This window comes from uncultured Ruminococcus sp. (genome assembly GCA_902785355.1).
Classification (GTDB): Bacteria; Bacillota; Clostridia; order Oscillospirales; family Acutalibacteraceae; genus Ruminococcoides.
Genome location: CACZYF010000015.1, coordinates 1 through 23,652, shown reverse-complemented (window position 1 = coordinate 23,652; position 23,652 = coordinate 1). Strand labels below are relative to the sequence as shown.

Annotated in this window: 22 protein-coding genes; all 22 read left to right on the top strand. The window is 56.3% G+C overall.

Annotated elements, in window-relative coordinates; translation table 11 throughout:
- Nucleotides 1-140 precede the first annotated feature (140 nt).
- The 22 genes from R2I50_RS05065 to R2I50_RS04960 all read left to right on the top strand — a co-directional run bounded on the left by R2I50_RS05065 (nucleotide 141) and on the right by R2I50_RS04960 (nucleotide 23,538).
- Nucleotides 141-926, top strand: a complete 786-nt coding sequence (locus R2I50_RS05065; RefSeq protein WP_316608073.1) for an RNA methyltransferase — start codon at nucleotides 141-143, stop codon at nucleotides 924-926.
- Nucleotides 923-2,032, top strand: coding sequence for a DNA-processing protein DprA (gene dprA, locus R2I50_RS05060; RefSeq protein ID WP_316608072.1), 1,110 nt, complete (start codon nucleotides 923-925; stop codon nucleotides 2,030-2,032). Before R2I50_RS05065 ends, dprA begins: the two co-directional genes overlap by 4 nt.
- Before the next feature lie 83 nt (nucleotides 2,033-2,115).
- Entirely contained in the window at nucleotides 2,116-4,185 is a 2,070-nt protein-coding gene (topA, locus tag R2I50_RS05055) for a type I DNA topoisomerase (protein ID WP_316608071.1), read from the top strand.
- A gap of 65 nt (nucleotides 4,186-4,250) precedes the next feature.
- Nucleotides 4,251-5,570, top strand: coding sequence for a methylenetetrahydrofolate--tRNA-(uracil(54)-C(5))-methyltransferase (FADH(2)-oxidizing) TrmFO (trmFO, locus tag R2I50_RS05050; protein WP_316608070.1), 1,320 nt, complete (start codon nucleotides 4,251-4,253; stop codon nucleotides 5,568-5,570).
- Between the two features lie 25 nt (nucleotides 5,571-5,595).
- Nucleotides 5,596-6,612, top strand: coding sequence for a phosphate acyltransferase PlsX (plsX, locus tag R2I50_RS05045; protein ID WP_316608069.1), 1,017 nt, complete (start codon nucleotides 5,596-5,598; stop codon nucleotides 6,610-6,612).
- Nucleotides 6,612-7,286, top strand: a complete 675-nt coding sequence (rnc, locus tag R2I50_RS05040; protein ID WP_316608097.1) for a ribonuclease III — start codon at nucleotides 6,612-6,614, stop codon at nucleotides 7,284-7,286. The genes plsX and rnc overlap by 1 nt, the downstream gene beginning before the upstream one ends.
- A gap of 10 nt (nucleotides 7,287-7,296) precedes the next feature.
- Nucleotides 7,297-8,283, top strand: a complete 987-nt coding sequence (locus R2I50_RS05035) for a radical SAM protein (protein WP_316608068.1) — start codon at nucleotides 7,297-7,299, stop codon at nucleotides 8,281-8,283.
- Between the two features lie 15 nt (nucleotides 8,284-8,298).
- On the top strand, nucleotides 8,299-11,874 hold the full coding sequence (gene smc / locus R2I50_RS05030) for a chromosome segregation protein SMC (RefSeq protein ID WP_316608067.1): 3,576 nt from the start codon (nucleotides 8,299-8,301) through the stop codon (nucleotides 11,872-11,874).
- A 100-nt stretch (nucleotides 11,875-11,974) separates the two neighbouring features.
- Nucleotides 11,975-12,892, top strand: coding sequence for a signal recognition particle-docking protein FtsY (gene ftsY / locus R2I50_RS05025; protein WP_316608066.1), 918 nt, complete (start codon nucleotides 11,975-11,977; stop codon nucleotides 12,890-12,892).
- The gene (rdgB, locus tag R2I50_RS05020) at nucleotides 12,889-13,488 is read left to right on the top strand and encodes an RdgB/HAM1 family non-canonical purine NTP pyrophosphatase (RefSeq protein ID WP_316608065.1); all 600 of its coding nucleotides are present in this window, start codon (nucleotides 12,889-12,891) and stop codon (nucleotides 13,486-13,488) included. Before ftsY ends, rdgB begins: the two co-directional genes overlap by 4 nt.
- A gap of 63 nt (nucleotides 13,489-13,551) precedes the next feature.
- On the top strand, nucleotides 13,552-13,845 hold the full coding sequence (locus tag R2I50_RS05015; RefSeq protein WP_316608064.1) for a YhbY family RNA-binding protein: 294 nt from the start codon (nucleotides 13,552-13,554) through the stop codon (nucleotides 13,843-13,845).
- Nucleotides 13,842-14,435, top strand: a complete 594-nt coding sequence (nadD, locus tag R2I50_RS05010; RefSeq protein WP_316608063.1) for a nicotinate (nicotinamide) nucleotide adenylyltransferase — start codon at nucleotides 13,842-13,844, stop codon at nucleotides 14,433-14,435. Before R2I50_RS05015 ends, nadD begins: the two co-directional genes overlap by 4 nt.
- 4 nt (nucleotides 14,436-14,439) lie before the next feature.
- Complete coding sequence (yqeK, locus tag R2I50_RS05005; protein ID WP_316608062.1) at nucleotides 14,440-15,006, top strand: bis(5'-nucleosyl)-tetraphosphatase (symmetrical) YqeK; 567 nt, start codon at nucleotides 14,440-14,442, stop codon at nucleotides 15,004-15,006.
- A gap of 115 nt (nucleotides 15,007-15,121) precedes the next feature.
- On the top strand, nucleotides 15,122-15,478 hold the full coding sequence (gene rsfS, locus R2I50_RS05000) for a ribosome silencing factor (RefSeq protein WP_316608061.1): 357 nt from the start codon (nucleotides 15,122-15,124) through the stop codon (nucleotides 15,476-15,478).
- Between the two features lie 117 nt (nucleotides 15,479-15,595).
- Entirely contained in the window at nucleotides 15,596-18,010 is a 2,415-nt protein-coding gene (gene leuS, locus R2I50_RS04995) for a leucine--tRNA ligase (protein ID WP_316608060.1), read from the top strand.
- A 76-nt stretch (nucleotides 18,011-18,086) separates the two neighbouring features.
- The gene (locus R2I50_RS04990; protein WP_316608059.1) at nucleotides 18,087-18,869 is read left to right on the top strand and encodes a hypothetical protein; all 783 of its coding nucleotides are present in this window, start codon (nucleotides 18,087-18,089) and stop codon (nucleotides 18,867-18,869) included.
- Between the two features lie 187 nt (nucleotides 18,870-19,056).
- A complete protein-coding gene (rpsU, locus tag R2I50_RS04985) occupies nucleotides 19,057-19,233 on the top strand; it encodes a 30S ribosomal protein S21 (protein ID WP_186833010.1) in 177 nt (58 codons plus the stop codon).
- A 146-nt stretch (nucleotides 19,234-19,379) separates the two neighbouring features.
- The gene (locus tag R2I50_RS04980) at nucleotides 19,380-19,952 is read left to right on the top strand and encodes a hypothetical protein (RefSeq protein ID WP_316608058.1); all 573 of its coding nucleotides are present in this window, start codon (nucleotides 19,380-19,382) and stop codon (nucleotides 19,950-19,952) included.
- A 5-nt stretch (nucleotides 19,953-19,957) separates the two neighbouring features.
- Complete coding sequence (locus R2I50_RS04975; RefSeq protein ID WP_316608057.1) at nucleotides 19,958-21,022, top strand: aminopeptidase P family protein; 1,065 nt, start codon at nucleotides 19,958-19,960, stop codon at nucleotides 21,020-21,022.
- A 114-nt stretch (nucleotides 21,023-21,136) separates the two neighbouring features.
- Entirely contained in the window at nucleotides 21,137-21,694 is a 558-nt protein-coding gene (efp, locus tag R2I50_RS04970; protein WP_316608056.1) for an elongation factor P, read from the top strand.
- A 72-nt stretch (nucleotides 21,695-21,766) separates the two neighbouring features.
- Nucleotides 21,767-22,252: a CD1247 N-terminal domain-containing protein gene (locus tag R2I50_RS04965; protein WP_316608055.1), complete on the top strand. Its 486-nt coding sequence runs from the start codon at nucleotides 21,767-21,769 to the stop codon at nucleotides 22,250-22,252.
- Nucleotides 22,253-22,890: 638 nt separating this feature from the next.
- Nucleotides 22,891-23,538 carry a sporulation protein YunB gene (locus tag R2I50_RS04960; protein ID WP_316608054.1) on the top strand — a complete coding sequence of 216 codons (648 nt, stop codon included), beginning with the start codon at nucleotides 22,891-22,893 and terminating at the stop codon, nucleotides 23,536-23,538.
- The last annotated feature ends 114 nt before the right edge of the window (nucleotides 23,539-23,652 follow it).

Genomic DNA, 23,652 nt, shown 5'->3' with positions numbered 1-23,652 from the left:
ACAGAGCCGCAGGCGTTTGAAAAGCAGTTGTTATACAAATCCAAAAGCCGTCAGGCTTTCCCTTCACTCTTCACTCTTCACCCTTCACTCTTCACCATTCACTATTCACCATTCACCTTATCATAATAATAGGTAATAATATGGAACTTATTTCTTCTAAAGAAAATAAAAGAATCAAATATCTGAAAAAGCTCTTCTCCTCCGCTTCCTTCCGCAGGGAGGAAGGGGTCTTTGCCGCCGAGGGGCTGCGTCTTTGCTCCGACGCGCTGAGAAGCGGCGCCGAGGTCGTTTCGGCGTACTTTTCACAGAGCTTTATCGAAAAGAATCCCGACTTTATCGACGAAGCTCAGCGCAAAGCGGGGGAGTGCCTTGTATTGCGCGACAACATTTTCAGCGCTGTCAGCGATACCAAGACCCCTCAGGGCGTGCTGTTCGTGATAAAAAGACTTGACAAAAGCTTTGACTTTGATAAAATTAAGAATAATGGAAAAGTGTTGGCTCTTGAAAATGTTCAGGACCCCGTTAACCTCGGTACGATCCTCCGGACTGCCGAGGCATTCGGCGTGGATACGGTCATCCTCAGCAGAGATTGCTGTGACGTCTACGCGCCGAAGGTCGTGCGCGGCAGTATGGGCGCGGTGTTCCGCCAGCCCCTGCACATCACCGATGATCTGCCCGCGCTGATCGGGGATTTCAACCGCTTCGGTACCTCCTATGCGGCGGTGTTGGATCGCGGATCCGTTCCGCTGACGGAATGTGACCTGAACGGCGCCGTACTTTCCGCAGTCGGCAACGAGGGCAACGGGCTGACGCCCGAGACGATTGCCGCCTGTACCCGCAAGCTTTATATCCCCATGCGCGGCGACGCGGAGAGTCTGAACGTCTCTGCCGCCGCAGGTATCATCCTCTGGGAAATGGTGAAATGACCAACGCGACAAAGTACTTTATCTGGTTGAGTCAGGCGCTGGGCTACAGCACGCCTAAGTGCAAGGCGCTCGCGTCCTTATATCCCGATATCGCCGAATTTTACAACGGCGGTGAACCGGAGTGGCGATTGTCCGGCGTGCTCGGCACGAAGGATATCGCCGCTTTGGAAAGTACGCCCCTTAGCAAGGCGATCGAGGTGATCGCGCGCTGTAATCAGCTGGGGATCTCTGTCGTTTCGCTGGACGATCCGGCTTATCCGGAGCAGCTCAAAGAAATCTATGATCCGCCTGCAGTGCTCTATCTGAAGGGTCGGCTCCCTGATTTTGAGCATAATCTCTCGATCGCGATCGTCGGTACGCGCAACGCGACCGCCTACGGCAAGATGACCTCGCATGTGCTCGCGGGTTCTCTCGCAAAGGTCGGCGTGATCATCGTCAGCGGCGGCGCGATGGGTATCGACAGCCTCAGCCATACCGCGGCGCTGGAGACCGGCGGCGTGACCGTATGCGTGCTCGGCTGTGGGATCAACTACCCTTACCTGATGGGCAACCTCAAAATGCGACAGACGATTGTCGAGCGAGGCGCCGTGGTCTCCGAGTACCCGCCCGATTATCCGCCGGGCAGGTTCACCTTCCCCGAGCGCAACCGTATCATCTCGGGACTGAGCAACGGCGTTTTGGTGATCGAAGCCGGCTCAAAGAGCGGCTCTCTGATCACTGCGCGAACCGCTCTGGAGCAGGGGAGAGATGTGTTCGCCGTGATGGGCAACATCACCTCGCCTTATTCTCAGGGAACGAACGCGCTGATCAAGGACGGCGCGATCCCCGTGACCGACTTCACGGACATCACCTCATATTATCCGCGGTTTGGTATCGAGGGCGAGCCTGACGACGTTGTTAAGCCTATCCCGAAGCATAAGACCGATATCGACGTTTCCGAACAAGCGGAGAAGGTCTATCGAATGCTGACGCCCGACCCGACGCATATCGACAGTATCACCGAAGTCTCGGGACTGCCCGTGAGCGAAGTTCTGACAGCGCTGACCGAGCTGGAGCTCGAAGGGCTGATCGAGGCGGATAAGGGCAGAATGTACCGTATCATATAAGTTGTCATTGCGAGGCTCCTTTGGAGCCGTGGCAATCTCATTCTAATATACAGAAAGCAAAATCATTGGAGGACAATTATCATATGTCTAATCTGGTTATCGTTGAGTCGCCCGCAAAGGCGAAAACCATCAAGAAGTACCTAGGCAAGGATTACGACGTCGTCGCGTCCATGGGTCACGTCAGGGATCTGCCCTCGGCGCGCCTGAGCGTAGACGTCAACAACAACTTTGAGCCGAAGTATGAGGTCATCAGAGGAAAAGAAAAGCTCGTCAGCGAGCTGCAGGCGAAGGCGGAGAAATCCGATAAAGTCTATCTCGCGACGGACCCTGATAGAGAAGGCGAGGCGATCTCGTGGCATCTGGCGTATCTTCTGAACCTGCCGCTGGATGAGATCGACCGCGTCGAGTTCACCGAGATCACCAAGACCGGTATCAAAAACGGTATGGCGGCTCCGCGTACCATCAATATCGATCTGGTCAACGCCCAGCAGGCGCGCCGTATCCTCGACCGTCTGGTCGGCTATAAGCTCAGCCCCTTTGTATCACAGAAGATCCACCGCGGACTGTCCGCCGGCCGCGTGCAGTCTGTCGCGGTGCGTATCATCGTCGACCGGGAGAACGAGATCCGTGCCTTCAAGCCCGAGGAATACTGGTCTATCGACGCGAAGCTCATCCCCAAGGGCTCGCGCAAGGCGTTCTCCGCGTCCCTTTACGGCGATCAAAACGGCAAGCTGAAAATACACAATAAGGAAGAGGCGGATAAGATCCTTTCCGATCTTGACGGCGCTTCCTATATCATCACCAAGGTCAAGAACGGTACCCGCAAGAAATCCCCCGCGCCGCCGTTCATCACCTCCACCCTGCAGCAGGAGGCTTCCCGCAAGCTGAACTTCCAGTCCCGCCGCACCATGAAGGTCGCTCAGGAGCTGTATGAAGGCGTTGAGGTCGAGGGCATCGGCGCGATCGGTCTGATCACCTATATGCGTACCGACTCCCTGCGTGTGTCCAACGACGCGATCGCCGACGCGCAGACCTATATCCGCGATACCTACGGCGATAAGTTTCTGCCGTCAAAGCCCCGCGTCTATAAATCCCGCGCAGGCGCTCAGGACGGCCACGAGGCGATCCGTCCCTCCACCCCATCCATCACCCCCGCTCAGCTCAAGTCGAGCCTGACGACCGATCAGTATAAGCTGTATAAGCTGATCTGGGAGCGCTTCATGGCGTCCCAGATGGCGGACTGCATCCAGAAGACCACTCAGGCGGATATTGAGGCGAACGGCTATGTCTTCAAGGCGGCGGGTTACCGCGTCGACTTCGAGGGCTTCACCGTTCTGTATGTCGAGAGCAAGGACGAGGCGGACGATAAGGATAACCGAATCCTCTCGCTCGAGAAGGATACTCCCTGTAAGCTCAAGGAGCTCGTGCCGAACCAGCACTTCACCCAGCCGCCCGCGCGCTTTACCGAAGCGTCGCTGATCAAGGCGCTGGAGGAGTACGGCATCGGCAGACCTTCTACCTATGCCGCCACCATCTCTACCATCACCTCCCGCGAGTACGTCAAGCGCGAGGGCAAGACCCTGATCCCCACCGAGCTCGGCGAGGCGCTGGCGGGCTTGATGAAGGAGCGCTTCCCCAAGATCGTCAACGTCAAGTTCACCGCCCAGATGGAGCAGGAGCTCGATACCGTCGAGCACGGTACGATCCAATGGAACGATCTGCTCGACGAGTTCTATACCGACTTCGAAAAGACCCTCAAGAAGGCGAAAGCCGATATGCAGGGCGTGAAGATACAGCTCGAGGAGGACAAGACGGACATCATCTGTGAGAAATGCGGACGTCAGATGGTCGTCAAGGTCGGACGTTACGGCAAGTTTATCGCCTGTCCCGGCTATCCCGAGTGCAAGAACGTCAAAAAGTACGTCGAGAACGTCGGCGTGAAGTGTCCCAAGTGCGGCGGCGACGTGATCGTGAAGCGCACCGGCAAGGGCAAGACCTTCTACGGCTGCTCCAATTACCCGAACTGCGACTTTGTGTCGTGGTATGAGCCGGTCAACGAGCGCTGCCCGAACTGCGGCGATATCCTCTTCAAGCGCAAGGGCAAGAAGGGCGGATTATTCTGCGCCCGTGAAGGCTGCGGATATAAGAAATAAAACAGTTAGGAGTGAGGAGTTAGGAGTGAGGAGTTGAATCAACTTCCGACCACTGACTGCTGACAATGAAGAAAGTAACCGTTATCGGCGGGGGACTCGCCGGCTGCGAGGCGGCTTATCAGTTGAGCAGGCGCGGTATTCGCGTCGAGCTCTATGACAGCAAGCCGATAAAGAAAAGTCCCGCACATCACTCCGATCTCCTGTGCGAGATCGTCTGCTCCAATTCCTTCAAGGCGAAGCGCGTCAATTCCGCCGCGGGACTCCTCAAGGAGGAGATGCGTACCCTCGGCTCTCTGCTTTTGCAGTGTGCCGACCGATGCGCCGTACCCGCCGGGGGCGCTTTAGCGGTCGACCGCGAGTTGTTCTCACAGCTGGTGACCGACGCGATCCGAAGTGATCCGAATATCACCGTGATCGAAGAAGAGCTGACGAGCCTGCCCGAGGACGGCGTGACCATCGTCGCGACCGGTCCGCTCACCCATGACGCGCTGGCGGCGGATATCGCCCGGCGCTACGGACAGAGCCTGCGTTTCTTTGACGCGGCGGCGCCGATCGTGGCGGCTGAATCCATCGATATGGAATACGCCTTCTATGAGTCGCGCTACGGCAAGGGCGGGGGAGAGGACTACCTCAACTGTCCGATGAATAAAGAGGAGTACGAGGCGTTTTATGAAGCGCTGATCAGCGCCGAGCGCGCGCCTGTTCACGAGTTCGACGTGATGAATCCCAAGGTCTACGAGGGCTGTATGCCGATCGAGGTGATGGCGCAGCGCGGTGTGGATACCGTGCGTTTCGGCCCGATGAAGCCTGTCGGACTGCGCGACCCGCGCACCGGTCACCGTCCGTGGGCGGTGCTGCAGCTGCGCAAGGAGAACGCCGACGGCACGATGTACAACCTCGTCGGCTTCCAGACGAACCTGAAATTCGGCGAGCAGAAGCGGGTGTTCAGCATGATCCCCGCCTTACGTCATGCGGAGTTCCTGCGCTACGGCGTGATGCATCGCAATACCTTCATCGACTCTCCGAGGATTCTCAACTCGGATTATTCTGATAAGGAAAATAAAAACCGCTTCTTCGCCGGTCAGCTCACGGGCGTCGAGGGCTATATGGAGAGCGCCTCATCGGGGCTGCTCTGCGGTATCAACGCCGCGCGGCTTTTGAACGGAGAGCCTACCATGACCCTCCCCGCGACCACCATGATGGGCGCGATGAGCCGCTATATCAGCGATCCGTTCGTCACCGACTTCCAGCCGATGGGCGCGAACTTCGGTATCCTGCCCGAACTCGAACACCGTCCCCGCGACAAGGCGGAGCGCGGACAGGCTTATGCCGACAGGGCGCTGGGCGACCTGAAAAAGTTTATTGAGGATAATAATTTGCTTTAAATATATAAGATAAGGATTTGGTAATATGAAAATCATCGTAGATGCTTTCGGCGGCGATAACGCCCCCTTGGAGATCATCAGGGGGGCAGTTGACGCGAAGAACGAATACAAGGTGGATATCGTCCTCACCGGCGACGAGGACACCATCCGTCGTGTGGCGAAGGAGAATGAGATCAGCCTCGACGGTATCGCGATCGTGCATGCGCCCGACGTGTTCACCAACAACGACCAGCCCTCCTCGATCCGCACCAAGGCGAAGGCGAATACCTCGCTGGCGACCGGCTTCCGTCTGTTAAAGGACGGCGAAGGCGACGCGTTCCTCTCCGCCGGTAACTCCGGCGCGATCGGCGCGGGCTCGATGTTCATCGTCAAGCGTATCAAGGGCGTCAAGCGCGTCGCGTTCGCACCCGTCATTCCCAACATGACCGGCAAGTTCATGCTGATCGACAGCGGTATCAATACCGACGTCCGCCCCAAGGTGCTCCAGCAGTTCGCCGTGATGGGCTCTGTGTATATGAACAAGGTGCTCGGCATCGACAACCCCCGCGTGGGGCTTGCGAACGTCGGCACCGAGGAGCATAAGGGCGACGAGCTGCGTCAGGAGACCTATAAGCTTCTGCAGAAAACGCCCGTCAACTTCATCGGCAACGTCGAGGGTCGCGATATCCCGCTCGACGGCGCGGACGTCGTTGTCTGCGACGGCTTCACCGGCAATCTGATCATCAAGACCTATGAGGGCGTAGCGATCGGTTTGTTGAAGAAGATCAAGGGGATCTTCACCAAGAGCGTGAAGAATAAGCTCGCCGCCGCGCTGGTGCTCAAGGATATGAAGGAGTTCAAGGCGACGATGGACCTCGACGAGTTCGGCGGTACCGCGGTGCTCGGCTGCTCCAAGCCCGTCTTTAAGGCGCACGGCAACGCCAACGCCAAGACCATCAAGAACGCGATCCGCGTCTGTATGGGTTATGTTGATAACCGTGTGATCGAGACCGTGACCGAAGCGCTGAGTACGCTCGAGGACAGCGGAGAAGAGGATGAATGATGAAGGATCTACAGCAAATCATCGGTTATACCTTTCACAATCCCGCTCTGCTGACCGAGGCGATGACCCACTCGTCCTACGCCCATGAACAGCATAAGAATATGAAGTACAACGAACGGCTGGAGTTCCTCGGCGACGCGGTGCTCTCGATCGTTGTGTCCGATTATATCTACAAGCATTGTCCCGACCTGCCCGAGGGCGAGCTGACCAAGCTCCGCGCCTCTCTGGTCTGTGAAAAAAGCCTGTTCGATTTCGCCAAGCAGATCGAGCTGGGCTCTTACCTGCGCCTGTCTAACGGTGAACGCCGTAACGGCGGAGCTAAGCGCCCGTCTATCGTATCCGACGCCTTTGAGGCGCTGATCGCGGCGATCTATCTTGACGGCGGCATGGATGCCGCGCGGCGGCACATTCTGCGCTTTGTGATTCCGGAAATCGAGCATCATAAGAATAATTCTTTTAAAGATTATAAAACCGCCTTGCAGGAGATCATCCAGAAGAATCCCGGCGAGAAGCTCGAGTATCGGCTGATCGGCTCGTCCGGTCCCGACCACGACAAGCACTTCAAGGTCGAGGTCTGCCTGAACTCCAACGTCATCGGCAGGGGCGGCGGACGCTCTAAGAAAGAAGCCGAACAGCAGGCGGCGCGTGAAGCCCTGGAGCTGATGGGCTATTAGGGGTGCGGCAGTGTCTAAGCACGCTAACGTCGCGATCTTCGTCCCGTTCAACGGCTGTCCGCACCGGTGCTCCTTCTGCGATCAGCGCAGTATCACCGGCAGGGTATATCAGCCGACGGCTGAGGATGTACGTTCGACGCTGGAAACAGCTGTTGATTCTTTAAAAGAAAATACAAAACACAGTGAGATCGCCTTCTTTGGCGGTAGTTTCACCGCCCTCGACCGTGATTATATGCACATGCTGCTCGAAGCGGCCACGCCGTATTTTGACCGCTTCAAGGGGATCAGGATATCCACCCGCCCCGACTGTATCGACGGTGAGATCCTCTCGCTGCTCAGGCAGAATAAGGTCACGGCGATCGAGCTGGGTGCCCAAAGCATGGATGACCGGGTGCTGTGTATGAACGAGCGCGGACATAACTCAGCCGACGTTGTATGCGCGGCTGAACTGATCCGTAACGGCGGCTTCGAGCTCGGCTTGCAGATGATGACAGGACTCTACGGCAGCAGTGACGAGCTCGATCTATACACGGCGGAGCGGTTCATCGAGCTGCGCCCCGATACCGTGCGCGTCTATCCGACGATCGTGATGAAGGGGACAAGGCTCGGCGAACTCTATGAACAGGGCGTTTACCGTCCGCAGGAGCTCGACGGAGCGGTCGCGCTGTGCGCGAGACTTCTCACGCTGTTTGAGCGCGGGGGCATCCGCGTGATCCGCGTCGGTCTGCACGATACCGAGAGCCTGCGCCGCGATATGCTGGCGGGGCCGTATCATCCCGCCTTCCGCGAGCTGTGCGAGAGCCGTATCATGCTCGATAAGGCGACAGCGCTTTTGAAGGATAAAGAGCCCGGGGCATACACCCTTCGTGTGTCGCCGAGGAGCCGCTCCAAGATGACCGGCAATAAAAAAATGAATCTGATCGCCCTGTTTGACAGGGGTTATGATATCACTATACTGGAAGATGAGAATCTGAAGGATCTGGAAGTTATTCTATAAGCAAAAGAGGTTCATATGCTTTTAAAATCTCTTGAACTGCAAGGTTTCAAGACCTTTCCCGATAAAACGAAATTGACCTTTGACCACGGCATCACCTCGGTCGTCGGTCCCAACGGCTCCGGCAAGTCCAACATCAGTGACGCCATCCGCTGGGTACTGGGTGAACAGAGCGCCAAGGCGCTGCGCTGCTCCAAGATGGAGGATGTCGTGTTCAACGGTACCGATAAGCGCAAGCGGCAGGGCTATGCCGAGGTCACCCTGACCATCGACAATTCCGACCGCAGCCTGCCCTACGGCGGCGACGACGTAGCGGTCACCCGCCGCTACTATCGCTCCGGCGAGTCCGAGTACCTGATCAACAAGGCTTCTGTCCGACTCAAGGATATCCATGAGCTGTTCATGGATACGGGTCTCGGCCGCGACGGCTACAGCATGATCGGTCAGGGCAAGATCGACTCCATCGTCGCCTCCAAGAGCGAGGACAGGCGCGAAATCTTTGAGGAGGCGGCGGGTATCTCCCGCTACCGTTACCGCAAGACCGAGGCGGAGCGTAAGCTCGCCCATACCGAGGATAACCTGCTCAGACTGCGCGATATCGTCACGGAGCTCGAGGACAGGGTAGAGCCCCTGCGTATCCAGTCCGAGAAGGCGCAGAAGTTCCTTGAATACTCGGGTGAGAAACGCGGCCTGGAGATCGCTCTCTGGCTCGATACGCTGAATAAGAGCTCGGCGGTACTGCGCGATCACGAGGACAAGATCGCTGTCGCCAAGGCGCAGTATGACGAGGCGGAGGCGACCCTGAGCTCCATCGCGACCCAAACCGAGGAGATCTATGTCAAGAACGGCATGCTCAGCTCGCAGATCGAACAGGAACGCGCCGCTTCATCCCTCTTTGAGGCGCAGATCGCCGAGAAGCGCGCGCTGATCTCCGTATCCGAGAACGATATCCTGCATAATAAGGAAAACATCGAGCGTATCGTCGGCGAGATCGAGAAGGCCGAGAGCTCCACCGTCGACATCAAAAAGGTCGTCGAGACGAAGATCGCCGAGATCACCGCTTTAAAGGAGCAGATCGCCGCTAAGCAGTCGGATTACAACGCGATCTCCGACGAGCTGAACCATATCAACAACGACGCGTCGCGTTCGGGCGACGAGCTGCAGAAGCTCTCCGCCATCATCGCCTCGCTGTCCCAGCGATTAGCCGATGTGCGCGTGACCGATATCACCAGCGCGTCAACCATCGACGAGCTGGAGAAACGCGGCAAGACGCTGCGTGCTTCAAGTGAAGCAAAGCGCACCCAGCGCGACGATTTAATTTCCATAAAAGAAAATTACGAAACAAAGATCAAAACCGCGGAGCAGAAGATCGCCGCTCTCGGCAATTCGATCGACGGCCTGCAGATGAAGCTGAACGCCCGCGCGCAGAAGCGCGAGGAGCTCCGCCGCACCGCCGAGACGCTGCGCCTTGACGCGGAGGAGAAATCCCGCCGCGCAAAGCTGCTGTCAGACCTCTCCGCAAACTTTGAGGGCTTTTACAACAGCGTCAAGATCGTCATGAAAGAGGCGAAGCGCGGCGCTGTAGGCGGTATCTGCGGTCCCGTTACCACGCTGATCAAGGTGCCGTCCGAGTATAACATCGCGATGGAGGTCGCCCTCGGCGCGAAGATGCAGCACATTGTCGTCAACACCGATTCCGACGCCAAGCGCGCGATCGAAATGCTCAAGAAGCGTGACGGCGGCCGCGCGACCTTTCTGCCCATCACGACCATAAAGCCCCGTACCTTGGATGAAAAAGGGCTCGACGACTGCTACGGCTACATCGGTATCGCCTCCGAGCTGTGCTCGACCGAGCCGAAGTACGCCAATATCCTCTCGAATCTCTTAGGACGGATCGTCATCGCCGAGGATCTGAATGCCGCTTCCGCGATCGCGAAGCGCTACGGTTACCGCTTCCAGGTGGTCACGCTTGACGGTCAGGTCATCAACGCCGGCGGTTCCTTTACCGGCGGTTCGAGGGCGAAGAACAGCGGTCTGCTCTCGCGTGAGAGCGAGATCGACTCGCTGCGTAAGCAGGCGGCGGAGCTGAGCGCCAAGGCGAAGAACGCCGCGGAGAAGCTCACCGACGCCGAGCAGCAGTACGCGAAGGTCGAAGCCGACCTGCTCGGTACGCGCGCCGACCTGACCAATACCCAGAACGACAAGGTGCGCCTGAACGCCGAGTACAACGCCTGTCTGTCGGAGCTTGCCGCCGTCAGCCGCGACCTCGAGGATATCGACCGCGAGCTGAGTGCCGGCGCTGAGAAGATCACCGAGGCGAAGGCGGCTCGCGAGCTTGCGCAGAAGGATATGATCCGGTTCAACGCCGATATCGAGTCCACCGAGCTGAAGATCAAGACGATCTCCGGCTCCCGCAAGGAGCTTACGCAGAAGCGTGAGGAATATGCCGATAAGCTCCAGCAGCTGCGGCTCGACATCCTCGGCTTCGAAAAGGACGTCGATACCCGCAAGGCTGAGATCGAGAGCGCTGAGAGCACCGGCTCCGATCAGCAGCTCCGCATCCGTGAGCTCGAGAATGAAAAGACGGATTATGAGAATAATAATTCTGAAATAGAAAATAAAATCACCGGCTATCAGGCTGAGATCGAGGCGCTTACCGAGAAGCAGAAGCAGAACGCTGAGAACATCGAGCGCCTGAACAACGAGAAGCTGGAGCTCGAACGCGATACCGTCAAGCTCCGCCAGTTAGAGAGAGATAAGACCTCCGAGCGCGAGCTCGCCTCCAATGAGTTCTCCCGTCTGGAGGAACGCAAGGCGAGTAAGCAGAAGGAGTTCGACGATATTATCAGCAAGCTCTGGGAGGAATACGAGCTGACCCGCCGCGAGGCGGAGGAGCAGGCGATCGAGATCGAGAACCTCACCGAGGCGCGTTCCCGCCTGTCATCCCTCAAGAACAAGATCAAGGCGCTCGGCTCCGTCAACACCGGCGCGATCGAGGAGTACAAGGAGGTAAGCGAACGCTATACCTTCATGAAAACCCAGGTCGACGACGTCGAGAAGTCCAAGAAGGAGATCGAGAACCTGATCGTGAATCTCACCAAGCAGATGAAGGAGGTTTTTGTCGACTCCTTCGGCGAGATCAACCGCAACTTCACCGTGACCTTCAAGGAGCTGTTCGGCGGCGGCGAGGGTCATCTGGAGCTGTCCGACCCCGAGAACATCCTCACCTCGGGCATCGACATCATCGTCCACCCGCCCGGTAAGATCGTGGTGCATCTGGAGGCGCTCTCCGGCGGCGAGAAGGCGCTGGTCGCCATCGCGCTGTATTTTGCGATCATGAAGGTCCGTCCCGCGCCCTTCTGCGTGATGGATGAGATCGAGGCGGCGCTGGATGAGGTCAACGTCGACCGCTTCGCAAGCTACCTGCGCAATCTGACAAGCAGCACCCAGTTCATCCTGATCACCCACCGCCGCGGTACGATGGAGGAGGCGGACGTCCTCTACGGCGTGACCATGCAGGACGAGGGTATCAGCAAGCTCTTGGAGCTGCGCGCGAGCGAGGTCGCGGCAAGACTGGGAATGAAAGCGAATTAAGAGAATGGTGAATAGTGAATGGTGAATGGTTACGGGCGGGCGCTGCCCGCACCCGATTTGTATTTTCCTTGACTGACCATTGATAGAGAAGGAGTAGATTATGGGATTTTTCAGTAAATTAAAAGAAGGCTTAAAAAAGACCCGCGACAGCGTTGTGGGTTCGATCGACGCGATGCTCCAGACCTTTACGGTTATCGACGATAACCTTTTTGAGGAACTCGAGGAGCTGCTCGTCATGGGTGACGTCGGTATGGAAACCGCCAACAAGATTTGCGGCGAGGTACGTATCCGCGTGCGTGAGAAGGGCATCAGCAAGCCCGCGAAGATCATGGATGAGATCGCCGAGGTATCGGCGGAGCTTTTATCCGAGAACAACGCGATGCAGCTGAACACCAAGCCCTCCGTGATCCTGGTCATCGGCGTCAACGGCGTCGGCAAGACCACCTCGATCGGCAAGATCGCGAATTATTACATCAAGCAGGGTAAGAAGGTCACGATGGCAGCTGCCGATACCTTCCGCGCGGCGGCGATCGATCAGCTGCGTATCTGGGCTGACCGCAGCGGCGCCGATATCGTGGCGCAGGGCGAGGGGAGCGACCCCGCGGCGGTCGTCTTTGACGCGATCTCTTCCGCAAAGGCGAAGGGCTCCGATATCATCATCATCGACACCGCCGGCAGACTGCATAACAAGAAGCATCTGATGGACGAGCTCGCGAAGATCCGCCGCGTCATCGATCGCGAACTGCCCGACGCGGATAAGGAAGCGCTGCTCGTGCTCGACGCGACCACCGGTCAGAACGCCATCAATCAGGCGGCTGAGTTCGCCAAGGCGACCGGTATCACCGGTATCGTGCTGACCAAGCTCGACGGTACCGCCAAGGGCGGCGTCGTCCTCGCCATCAAGGATACCCTCGGTATCTCTGTGAAGTTCGTCGGCGTCGGCGAGCAGATCGACGATCTGCAGCCCTTCGACCCGGTCGAGTTTTCCAAGGCGCTGTTCGTAAAGGACGAGCGATGATGGAGCTGATGATCGCCACCGGCAACAGCCACAAGGTTGAAGAGATCGGACGTATCCTCGCCCCACTGGGTATGACCGCCGTCTCGGCGAAAGAGAAGGGGATCGACCTCGGCGACGTAGTCGAGGACGGCGATACCTTCGCCGCCAACGCCTATATCAAGGCGAAGCACGCCTACGACCTGTGCCGTCAGCCCGTGATCGCGGATGATTCCGGCTTGTGCGTCGACGCGCTCGGCGGCAGACCGGGCGTGTATTCCGCACGCTACGGGGGAGAGGACAGCACCTATATCGAGAAGATCTCTTTATTGCTAAAGGAGCTGAAGGACGTTCCCGAAGAGGATCGCGGGGCACATTTCTCCTGCGCTGTCTGCTGTATCCTCGACGACGATACCGTGATCGAGGTCGAGGGTCGCTGTGAGGGTAAAATCGCCCTCGCGCCGAGTGGGGAAGGCGGCTTCGGCTACGATCCCGTATTCACCGTGAACGGCGTGAGCTTCGCTCAGCTCAGCGGGGAAGAGAAGGATAAGTACAGCCATCGCGGCAACGCCCTGAGAAAGCTCCGCGAGGCGCTGCTTCCGTATTCCGCGATTCTGTGATAGACAAATCGCGGGATATTTGAATCACTATCGAAACATTCATTACCTTTAACGGAGGACGCTATGTTAACCAGTAAACAGAGAGCCCAGCTCCGCGCGCTCGCGAACCCCATCGACACCGTGCTGATGGTCGGTAAGGGCGGCTTCTCGGAGCAGCTTTATAAAACCGCCGACGAGGCGATCACCGCCCGCGAGCTGATCAAGGGCAAGGTGCTCGAGGCGTGCGAGTATTCCGCGCGCGAGGCAGCCGACGAGATCGCCGGGCAGATCGGCGCGGACGTCGTACAGGTCATCGGCTCCAAGTTCGTCCTGTACCGCCGCAATAAGAAAGACCCCAAGATCAAGCTGGTCAAATGAGGCGGGCGATCTACGGGGGCTCGTTCAACCCCATCCACAACGACCACATCCGCCTGGCGCTGACCTTTGCGCGTCAGTTTGAGCTTGACCGCGTGACGCTGATCCCGACCCGCGTCACACCCCTGAAGGATAATTCCCATATCGTCGACGGCATGCACCGCTACAGGATGTGCGAGCTCGCGGCGCAGGATTACCCGCAGCTGGAGGTCAGCGATATCGAGCTCAGGCGCGAGGGGGAGAGCTACACATCCGATACCATCGCGGCGCTGAAGAACGACGAGGACAGCCTGTTCCTGATCGTCGGAGCGGATATGTATATGACGCTCGACCGCTGGCACGAGTTCCGCTATATCTTCGATAACGCGACGATCCTTGTCGCGCCGCGTGACGAGCTGGATTATGATTCTTTAAAAGAAAAATACAAGGAATACAAACTGCTGTACAACTGCCGTACCATCATCGCCCATCAGGGTATCGGCGAACTGTCGTCCACCATCGTGCGCGAGGGGATCGCCTCGGGCGCGGACGTCAGCTCGATGATCGACAGCCGCGTATTGAAATACATTCAGGATAACGACTTATACAGGTGAGCTTATGAATATCGAACAATATCTCAGTGAGCTTGACGCTCTGTCCGAATACCGCCGCGTCCATTCGCTGAACGTGTCGAAGGAAGCGGTTCGCTTCGCCGAAAAATACGGCGCCGACGTCGAAAAGGCGCGTCTGGCGGGACTGCTGCACGACGTCACCAAGGAGACAGACGGCGATAAACAGTTGCAAATCATCGAAAAGGGTGGTATAATTCTCAGCGAAACCGAGAAACGCTCGCCTAAGCTCTGGCACGCGATCTCCGGCGCCTGCTATGTGCGCGACGTGCTGGGTATCGACGATCCCGATATTTTCAACGCGATCCGTTTCCATACCACCGCCCGCGCGGGGATGAGTATGCTCGAGAAGGTCGTGTTCCTCGCTGACTTCACCTCGGCGGAGCGCGATTATCCCGATATCGATATCATCCGTGAGCATGCCGAGAATTCCCTTGAGGAAGGGATGCTCTACGGGCTCAAATTCACCCTCTCCCGACTGATCGGCAGAGGCAATCTCGTCAGCCCCGACGCGCTCGCGGCTTATAACGAAATACTATTGAGTGAAGAACAATAAGAACTAAGAACTAAGAAATAAGAACTAAGAAATAAGAACTAAGAACTAAGAAATAAGAACTAAGAAATAAGGGTGAAGAGTTAACCGTTGACCATTCGCCAAAAAGAGGTAAACTATGGATTCATTACAGGAAGCAAAAGCTATCGCAAAGATTTTAGACGCCCGCAAGGGAATGGACGTCCGTGTGCTGAAGATCGCGGACATCTCCTCTCTTGCCGACTATATGGTGATCGCCACCGGTACCTCCTCGACCCACGTCAAGTCGCTCGCCGACTATGTGGAGTATGAGATGGACGAGCAGGGCGTGTCCGTCAGCCATATCGAGGGACACCGCTCCGATACCTGGATCCTGCTCGACTATGTGGACGTCATCGTCCATGTGTTCAACGAGGAGAGCCGCCAGTACTATGATCTCGACCGCCTCTGGGAGGACGGCGAGGTCGTCGATATCTCGGACGTCATAACCGAGTAAACAGGCTCCCTTTCTCATTATGACACGCTGCTTGCAGTGATAGATTAAACAAATGACAAGCGCCGACACCGTAGTATGGTGAATAATGACGCGCGCGTCCGCTTGGAGGTATATAACATGAAGTATAATCACAAGGCTGTCGAGCCTAAATGGCAGAAGATCTGGGAGGATAAGGGCGTTTTCCATGCCGAGACCAATTCGGATAAGCCGAAGTTCTTTTCCCTGATCGAGTTCCCGTACCCCTCTGGTCAGGGTCTGCACGTCGGACATCCCCGTCCGTACACCGCCCTCGATACCGTGTCGCGTAAGCGCCGCTTACAGGGCTACAACGTGCTGTATCCCATCGGCTGGGACGCCTTCGGCCTGCCCACCGAGAACTACGCCATCAAGAACCATATCCATCCCGAGAAGGTCACGGCGGATAACATCGCCCGCTTCAAGAAGCAGATTCAGTCCTTGGGTATCTCCTTCGACTGGAGCCGCGAGATCAATACCACCGACCCCGACTACTACAAGTGGACCCAGTGGATCTTCCTCCAGCTGTTCAAGCATGATTTAGCGTACAAGAAGGAGATGTCCGTCAACTGGTGTACCTCCTGTAAGTGCGTTTTGGCGAACGAAGAGGTCGTCAACGGCGTGTGCGAGCGCTGCGGCAGCGAGGTCGTCCGCAGGGTCAAGAGCCAGTGGATGCTGCGTATCACCAAGTACGCCGACCGCCTGATCGACGATTTGGAGCTGGTCGATTACCCCGAGCGCGTCAAGCTCCAGCAGAAGAACTGGATCGGACGCAGCTACGGCGCCGAGGTGGAGTTCGACACCACCGCCGGCGATAAGCTGACCGTTTATACCACCCGCCCCGATACCCTCTACGGCGCGACCTACATGGTCGTATCCCCCGAGCATCCCTACATCGAGAAGTGGGCGGATAAGCTTAGCAATATGGACGCCGTCAGAGCCTATCAGGCGGAGTCCGCGAAGAAGAGCGACTTTGAGCGTACCGAGATCAACAAGGACAAGACCGGCGTGCGCCTCGAGGGCGTGACCGCGATCAATCCCGTCAACGGCCGCGAGATCCCGATCTTCATCTCCGATTACGTTCTGATCTCCTACGGTACCGGCGCGATCATGGCAGTCCCCGCTCATGATACCCGCGACTGGGAGTTCGCAAAGAAATTCGATCTGCCGATCATCGAGGTCGTCAAGGGCGGCGAGGACGTTCAGAAGGAGGCGTTCACCGACTGCGCGACCGGCATCATGGTCAACTCCGATATCCTCGACGGTCTGAGCGTTGAGGACGCGAAGAAGAAGATCATCGAAGTACTTACCGAGAAGGGCATCGGTCATCAGAAGGTCAACTTCAAGCTGCGCGACTGGGTATTCTCCCGCCAGCGCTACTGGGGCGAGCCGATCCCGATCGTCAAGTGCGACAAGTGCGGCTATGTCCCGATCCCCGAGAGCGAGCTTCCCTTAAAGCTCCCGATGGTCGAAAGCTATGAGCCGACCGATACCGGCGAGAGCCCCCTCGCCAACATGACCGAGTGGGTCGAGACGATCTGTCCGTGCTGCGGCGGCAAGGCTTACCGCGAGACGGATACCATGCCCCAGTGGGCGGGCTCGTCGTGGTATTATCTGCGTTATATGGATCCCCACAACAGCGAGGCGCTCGCCTCTAAGGAAGCCCTCGACTACTGGCATCAGGTCGACTGGTACAACGGCGGTATGGAGCATACCACCCTCCACCTGCTGTACTCCCGCTTCTGGCATAAGTTCCTCTATGATATCGGCGTCGTCCCGACCAAGGAGCCCTATGCGAAGCGTACCTCCCACGGTATGATCCTCGGCGCGAACGGCGAGAAAATGTCCAAGTCCCGCGGCAACGTCGTCAACCCTGACGATATCGTCAACGAGTACGGCGCGGATACCCTGCGTATGTACGAGATGTTCATCGGCGACTTTGAGAAGGCGGCTCCCTGGAGCACCAACTCCGTCCGCGGCTGCCGCAAGTTCATCGAGCGCTTCTGGAATATGCAGGAGTTCATGACCGAAGACGACTTCATCCGTCCCGAGCTCGAGAAGGAGTTCCACAAAACCATCAAGAAGGTCGGTAACGACATCGAGAATATCAAGTTCAATACCGCGATCGCCGCGCTGATGGCGCTGATCAACAGTATCTACGCGACCGGTAAGGTCACGAAGAAGGAGCTGGGGATCTTCGCAATCCTGCTCAATCCGTTTGCGCCCCACGTGACCGAGGAGGTCTGGGAGGCGAAGGCGCTGGGCGAGGGCATCGTCGCCGAGGCAAAGTGGCCGGAGTATGATGAGGCGAAGTGCGTCGACGATACCATCGAGATCGTCGCGCAGGTCAACGGCAAGATCAAGGCGAAGCTGAATATCGCCGCCGACGCCGAGCAGGCTGAGGTGCTGGAGCTCGCGAAGGCGGAGCCGAAGGTCGCCGAGGTGATCAGCGGCATGAATATCGTCAAGGAGATCTATATCAAGGGTCGCCTCGTCAATATCGTCGTCAAGCCCTGACGCAGTATGATTCAAAGCCAAGCAGTCTTCAGGCTGCTTGGTTTTGTGCGTATCGTATAGGAAGGGAAGGTTTGGAATGAAATTCGGACAAGTCTACAACAAAATCATGCACGCCATCGCGAGAATGGTTTTTCCGAAAGCGAAAACGGTATTTGAAATACCGTTTGATAATGAACCGGCTGTGTTTGTCTGCAATCATTCCGGAATTCGCGGACCTGTGTTGATGACGCTTGATTTTCACGTCAGGCACAAAACATGGACCTTAAGCTACGCGATGGATCGTAAAAAGGCGGTCAACTATGCTTTTCATGATATCCTGGTGGGGGATAGCAGGCGCTTCAAGGGCTTTTACAGATTCTTGTCAAAGGTCATTTCCATAGCGCTGCCCGAGCTTTTGAAGTATGAACCCGTGATCCCTGTTTACCACGACAGTAATCTCATCTCTACCTTTAAGCAGAGTATAAAAGCTCTCAACGACGGCGAAAGCCTGGTGATCTTCGCCGAATCCTCAGAGCGATATACCGAGTATATCAACCGTCTGCAGGTCGGCTTTATCGACTTTGCACGCCTGTACTACCGCAGATCCGGTAAACGGATCAATTTCTATCCGGTCTATGTTGAAAAGAAAAACGCCGTGATCTCTGTCGGGAAGCCGATCGCCTATGATCCCGAGATCTCGATGGATGAACAGCGGCAGCGTATCGCCCTCTACCTGTGCGATAACATCGACCGTCTGGCGCGTCAGCTGCCGCCGCATACGCCCATGCCTTTTTTATCGCAAAAATGGTATGACGCCTACGGCGAGCGCTTTGAGCACGATACTGCGGGCTACTGGCAAATGATCGACCAAGGAGATTGATCGGCGACGCCGGATGATTTGTATAACCTTAGCTCGTATATTCGCCAATATGTAAAAATTTTGTACTCGAATTTGTCAAATTCCTACAAATTGGGCGTTAACCCTTGACACTTCGGGAACATTAATGTATAATCAATGTTGCTATATGCGAATTACCCCTGCCTTATGGCGGATGGGAGGGAAATACATGTCAGAAGTAAGACTCAAAGAAAACGAATCTTTGGAAAGTGCTCTGCGCCGCTTCAAGAAGCAGTGCGCACGCGCCGGCGTCATCGCTGAGGTTCGTAAGAGAGAGGCTTACGAGAAGCCTTCTGTAAAGCGTAAAAAGAAGTCCGAGGCTGCTCGCAAGCGCAAGTACAGATAATCAACAAATGAACGGACAGGTCTCCTGTCCGTTTTTTGCTTTATTGGAAACCGCGCGTTTCCATCAACGAAACGGTTACAGGCAAGCGTGTTCAGTTCCTTGACCGATACCGATTAAACCGGAGTAACCCAATCGAGGTGTCAGCTATGAAAAAATCTATCGCACTACCCGCTTTTTTACTGGGTGTGACGCTCTTGCTCTGCGTATGCCTTTGCGGCTGTTCTCAGAACGCTCCCGGCTTTCCCGCGGCGCTGTCCGATCCCGCCCGTAGCATGTACGAGCTCGCGGAGGAGAATTACAAGGACGCTCAGCTCGTCGAGATCTATAACCTGATGGCGTCCAGCAGGGATATCAACGATGTGAACAAGAAGTACGCGATCACCTGTCTGAGACAGGATGACGACGGCTATCATACCGTCTATGTCGGTGAGAATCAGATACTCGTGCTGTACTTTGATAAGGACGCGAATTGGATCGAGCGCTCAAAGCTCGAGTCGCTCCGTTATACCGTGCTTACCCGCGCTTATTTTGATAAGCTTCAGGTCGGCGATCCGATCGCAAAGGTGCAGTACGCCGACCCGTCCTGTTATTTCCCGTTTTTGCTCGACCGCGAGGGTCATGAGCTTGTATCCGACCATTATTCCCAGGACGGCTACCATACCCGCATCACCTACGACGACGACCTGAAGATCAAGTCGATCGACTATGATATCGCGTAAGACGTATGACAGCTGTAGAGAGAGTACAGGCGTTTCTGCCTGATGAAACCTCCGCCGCGCTGATCACGAGCGACGTCAACCGCCGTTATCTCAGCGGCTTTACCTCCTCCGCGGGTGCGGTATTAGTTACCAAGACCCGCGCGATCCTACTGCTCGACTTCCGTTACTTTGAGGCGGCGCAGAAGTCGGTGCAGCCGCCGATCGAGGTCATGCGGATGCAGCGGATGACGGAGAATATCAATAATATAATTCCATCAGAGAATATTAAGACCATTCTGATCGAGGATGATTCGATCACCCTCGCGGTGTTTCGACAGCTCGACGAGGCGCTTTCGGCTCAGGTGATTGCGGGCGGATTGTCCGAGAAGCTCAGTGAGATACGCATGGTCAAAACGCCCGACGAGATCGAGAAGATCATCACCGCCCAGCGGATCACCGAGCGCGCTTACACTGAGGTGCTGAATCTCCTACGTCCCGGTGTGACCGAGCGCGAAATCGCCGTGGAGCTCGAGCATCTGATCCATGTCTACGGCGGCGAGCGGGTCGCGTTCGACCTGATCTGCATCACCGGCGCGAATACCTCGCTTCCGCACGGCGTACCGGGGGAGAGGGTCGTCAGGGATGGCGACTTCTTCACCTTCGATATCGGCGCCGTCTACGACGGTTACCACAGCGATATGACCCGTACCGTCGCGGTCGGTCACGCGAGCGACGAGATGCGGATGATCTATGAGACCGTGCTCGAAGCGCATAAGAAGGCGCAGCGGGCGATCAGAGCGGGCGTACCCGCTGCGGAGGTTGACGCCGCCGCCCGCGACCACATCGCGATGTGCGGCTACGGCGATTACTTCGGACACAGCACGGGTCACGGCGTAGGGCTGGAGATCCATGAAGCCCCCGCTGTCAGCGGCAGATGCGGGACGATCCTTTCGGACGGCATGGTCATCACCGACGAGCCCGGTATCTATCTGCCCGGCCGCTTCGGCGTGAGGATCGAGGATATGTTCCTCGTCAAGGGGGATGAGGCGGTCGACCTCGCCGAAATCCCGAAAGAATTGACAATTATCTGATTTCAGTGGATTATTATTCTTTGAAAGTATTGATTTTTCCCGATAATCCCTGTATAATACTAGAGATAAAGTGCTGTTTGGCACTTGAAACTTAATTACTAGGAGGAAATGTATATGATTTCTGCCGGCGATTTCAGAAACGGCGTAACCTTTGAGATGGATGGACAGGTTGTTTCCATCATCGAATTCCAGCATGTAAAGCCCGGTAAGGGTGCCGCTTTCGTAAGAACTAAGATTCGCAACGTCATTACCGGTGCCGTGGTTGAAAAGACCTTCAACCCCAACGACAAGTACCCCACCGCGTTCATCGATCGCAAGGATATGGAGTACAGCTACAATGACGGCGATTTGTACTACTTCATGGATACCGAGACATGGGAGCAGATCCCGATCAACGCTTCTATCCTCGGCGATAACTTCAAGTTCGTCAAAGAGAACATGGTCTGCAAGGTCCTGTCCTACAAGGGCAATGTATTCGGCGTAGAGCCGCCCAACTTCGTTGAGCTGAAGGTCACCCAGACCGACCCCGGCTTCGCGGGCAACACCGCGACCAACGCGACCAAGCCCGCTACCCTCGAGACCGGCGCCGAGATCAAGGTTCCGCTCTTCATCGAGGAAGGCGAGATGATCCAGATCGACACCCGTACCGGCGAGTATCTGGGCAGAGCATAAGAATATACAAATCGTCATTGCGAGGGGCTTTGACCCCGTGGCAATCGCAACCGATTTAACAAGGAGAATAGTATGAATCTGACTGAGAGAATTGCGTATATCCGCGGACTGGCTGAGGGACTCAAGCTCGACGAGACCAAGGACGAGGTCAAGGTTATCAACGCGATCATCGACCTCTTGGAGGATATGGCGTACGATGTAGTCGATATGGAAGATATCATCGATGATGTGTGTGATCAGGTCGACGAGATCGACGAGGATCTTGCCGAGGTAGAGGAAGAGCTCTACGGTGACGGCGAGGACTGCGAGTGGTACGATGATGATGACGACGACGATGATGATGACGACGATGACTTCGATTTTGATGACGACGAGCCCTACTATGAGGTCACCTGTCCTACCTGCGGCGAGACCACGATCGTCGACGAGGACGCGCTGATCGAGGGCGAGCTTGACTGCCCCTACTGCGGTGAGGAGATCGAGTTCGACTTCTCTGAGCTCGACGAGGACATCAAGGCGCTCGAAGCCGACGCTGAGGAAGTTGAAGAAGATAAATAATCAAGAGAATGTAAAGCGGTGCGCTGCGGCGTGCCGCTTTTTTTACTTTATAAGAAACTGCTCGTTTCCTGTAAAGTAAAAAAGATTTGTATGCCCGCTCAGTTTGTTGCTGCGCAACAACGAGCGATGGCTATACGAAATGCGCGCAGAGCGCGCTTTCTTGGTTAGGAGTGAGGAATATTCGGAGAACGGAGAACAGAGAACGGAGAACAGAGAACGGTGGAAGGCGGGCGCTTCCTCGCCGGAGACGGCTCCCCTCTGTCGCTTCGCGACACCTCCCCTTAGGGGAGATCCCCCGCACCCGATTATTTGGTGAATGGTGAATGGGTAATAGTGAATGGTGAAGGGCGGACGTTGTCCGCACCTGATTTGTAAAACGGGATTTAACCGTAATGCCTGCGACCCGATAAAGAGTCGCAGACGTATGAAAAGCAGTCGTTATACCAATCCAAAAGCCGTCAGGCTTTCCGTAACTTCTTATTTCTTATTTCTTATTTCTTATTTCTTAGTTCAACAAAGCCGTCAGGCTTTCCCATCACCATTCACCATTCACCATTCACCATTCACCATTCACCATTCTCCGTTCCTAACTTCTCACTTCTCCTCCTCTCGCGCATATGATACCGTGAGGTGATATGATGCTGTGCCGTAAACGACCCACGCCCCGCCGACGCAGAGCGCGTAAGCTGATCACTCTGACGGTCGCGGGGATCATTCTTTGTCTGACCTATTTTGAGCTTGCGGTAAAAACCCAGCTCAGAGATATCATCATCCGCGATATGCAGACCCTCAGTGAGAGAGCGGTCACGCTGGCGGTCGACGATTATTTAGCGGAGAATCCCGATATCGGAGAGAGCTTGTGCCGTATCAGCTTCCATGACGGATCCGTCGCCGCTCTGAGCGCCGATACCGCTGCGGTCAACGCGGTCAAGACCTCCGTGACGAAGAGAGCGCAGGCATACATCGACGAGCTGTCGCACACGCAGGGGATCAGCACGCGGCTGGGCAGCTTCACGGGACTGGTCATTCTGCTCAACGTCGGTCCCGAGGTGCGTCTCCCCGTCGACAGTACACAGACCGTGTCCTGCGAGTTCGAGAGCACCTTCGAGGGGGCGGGGCTGAACCAGACCGTCCACCATATCACGATGACCGTGTACGTCGATCTGCTGGTCTATAATCCCTTCCGTATCCGTCAGACCGTCAGCACCTCGTCGACCTTCGAGATCGCCCAGACGGTGATTGTCGGCTCGGTGCCGTCCTACGGCGGGGTACTCGGCTCCTACTGAGCCCAATATTTTGCGTAAAATGTTGGTTTGTCAATGATGTGTTACACAAATTCAAGAAAAGATGACCTCGCTGGTATTGAGGAAATGGTAAAGGAACTCGCGAGGGGATTTCCA

Excerpts from the sequence above, each read along its gene's own strand:
- R2I50_RS04975 (WP_316608057.1), top strand. The coding sequence starts at position 19,958 with ATGACAGCTGTAGAGAGAGTACAGGCGTTTCTGCCTGATGAAACCTCC.
- nadD (WP_316608063.1), top strand. The coding sequence starts at position 13,842 with ATGAGGCGGGCGATCTACGGGGGCTCGTTCAACCCCATCCACAACGAC.
- R2I50_RS04980 (WP_316608058.1), top strand. The coding sequence starts at position 19,380 with ATGAAAAAATCTATCGCACTACCCGCTTTTTTACTGGGTGTGACGCTC.
- smc (WP_316608067.1), top strand. The coding sequence starts at position 8,299 with ATGCTTTTAAAATCTCTTGAACTGCAAGGTTTCAAGACCTTTCCCGAT.
- yqeK (WP_316608062.1), top strand. The coding sequence starts at position 14,440 with ATGAATATCGAACAATATCTCAGTGAGCTTGACGCTCTGTCCGAATAC.
- efp (WP_316608056.1), top strand. The coding sequence starts at position 21,137 with ATGATTTCTGCCGGCGATTTCAGAAACGGCGTAACCTTTGAGATGGAT.
- leuS (WP_316608060.1), top strand. The coding sequence starts at position 15,596 with ATGAAGTATAATCACAAGGCTGTCGAGCCTAAATGGCAGAAGATCTGG.
- rsfS (WP_316608061.1), top strand. The coding sequence starts at position 15,122 with ATGGATTCATTACAGGAAGCAAAAGCTATCGCAAAGATTTTAGACGCC.
- R2I50_RS04990 (WP_316608059.1), top strand. The coding sequence starts at position 18,087 with ATGAAATTCGGACAAGTCTACAACAAAATCATGCACGCCATCGCGAGA.
- R2I50_RS05015 (WP_316608064.1), top strand. The coding sequence starts at position 13,552 with ATGTTAACCAGTAAACAGAGAGCCCAGCTCCGCGCGCTCGCGAACCCC.
- ftsY (WP_316608066.1), top strand. The coding sequence starts at position 11,975 with ATGGGATTTTTCAGTAAATTAAAAGAAGGCTTAAAAAAGACCCGCGAC.
- rdgB (WP_316608065.1), top strand. The coding sequence starts at position 12,889 with ATGATGGAGCTGATGATCGCCACCGGCAACAGCCACAAGGTTGAAGAG.
- trmFO (WP_316608070.1), top strand. The coding sequence starts at position 4,251 with ATGAAGAAAGTAACCGTTATCGGCGGGGGACTCGCCGGCTGCGAGGCG.
- R2I50_RS05065 (WP_316608073.1), top strand. The coding sequence starts at position 141 with ATGGAACTTATTTCTTCTAAAGAAAATAAAAGAATCAAATATCTGAAA.
- dprA (WP_316608072.1), top strand. The coding sequence starts at position 923 with ATGACCAACGCGACAAAGTACTTTATCTGGTTGAGTCAGGCGCTGGGC.
- R2I50_RS04965 (WP_316608055.1), top strand. The coding sequence starts at position 21,767 with ATGAATCTGACTGAGAGAATTGCGTATATCCGCGGACTGGCTGAGGGA.
- rnc (WP_316608097.1), top strand. The coding sequence starts at position 6,612 with ATGAAGGATCTACAGCAAATCATCGGTTATACCTTTCACAATCCCGCT.
- plsX (WP_316608069.1), top strand. The coding sequence starts at position 5,596 with ATGAAAATCATCGTAGATGCTTTCGGCGGCGATAACGCCCCCTTGGAG.
- R2I50_RS04960 (WP_316608054.1), top strand. The coding sequence starts at position 22,891 with ATGCTGTGCCGTAAACGACCCACGCCCCGCCGACGCAGAGCGCGTAAG.
- rpsU (WP_186833010.1), top strand. The coding sequence starts at position 19,057 with ATGTCAGAAGTAAGACTCAAAGAAAACGAATCTTTGGAAAGTGCTCTG.
- topA (WP_316608071.1), top strand. The coding sequence starts at position 2,116 with ATGTCTAATCTGGTTATCGTTGAGTCGCCCGCAAAGGCGAAAACCATC.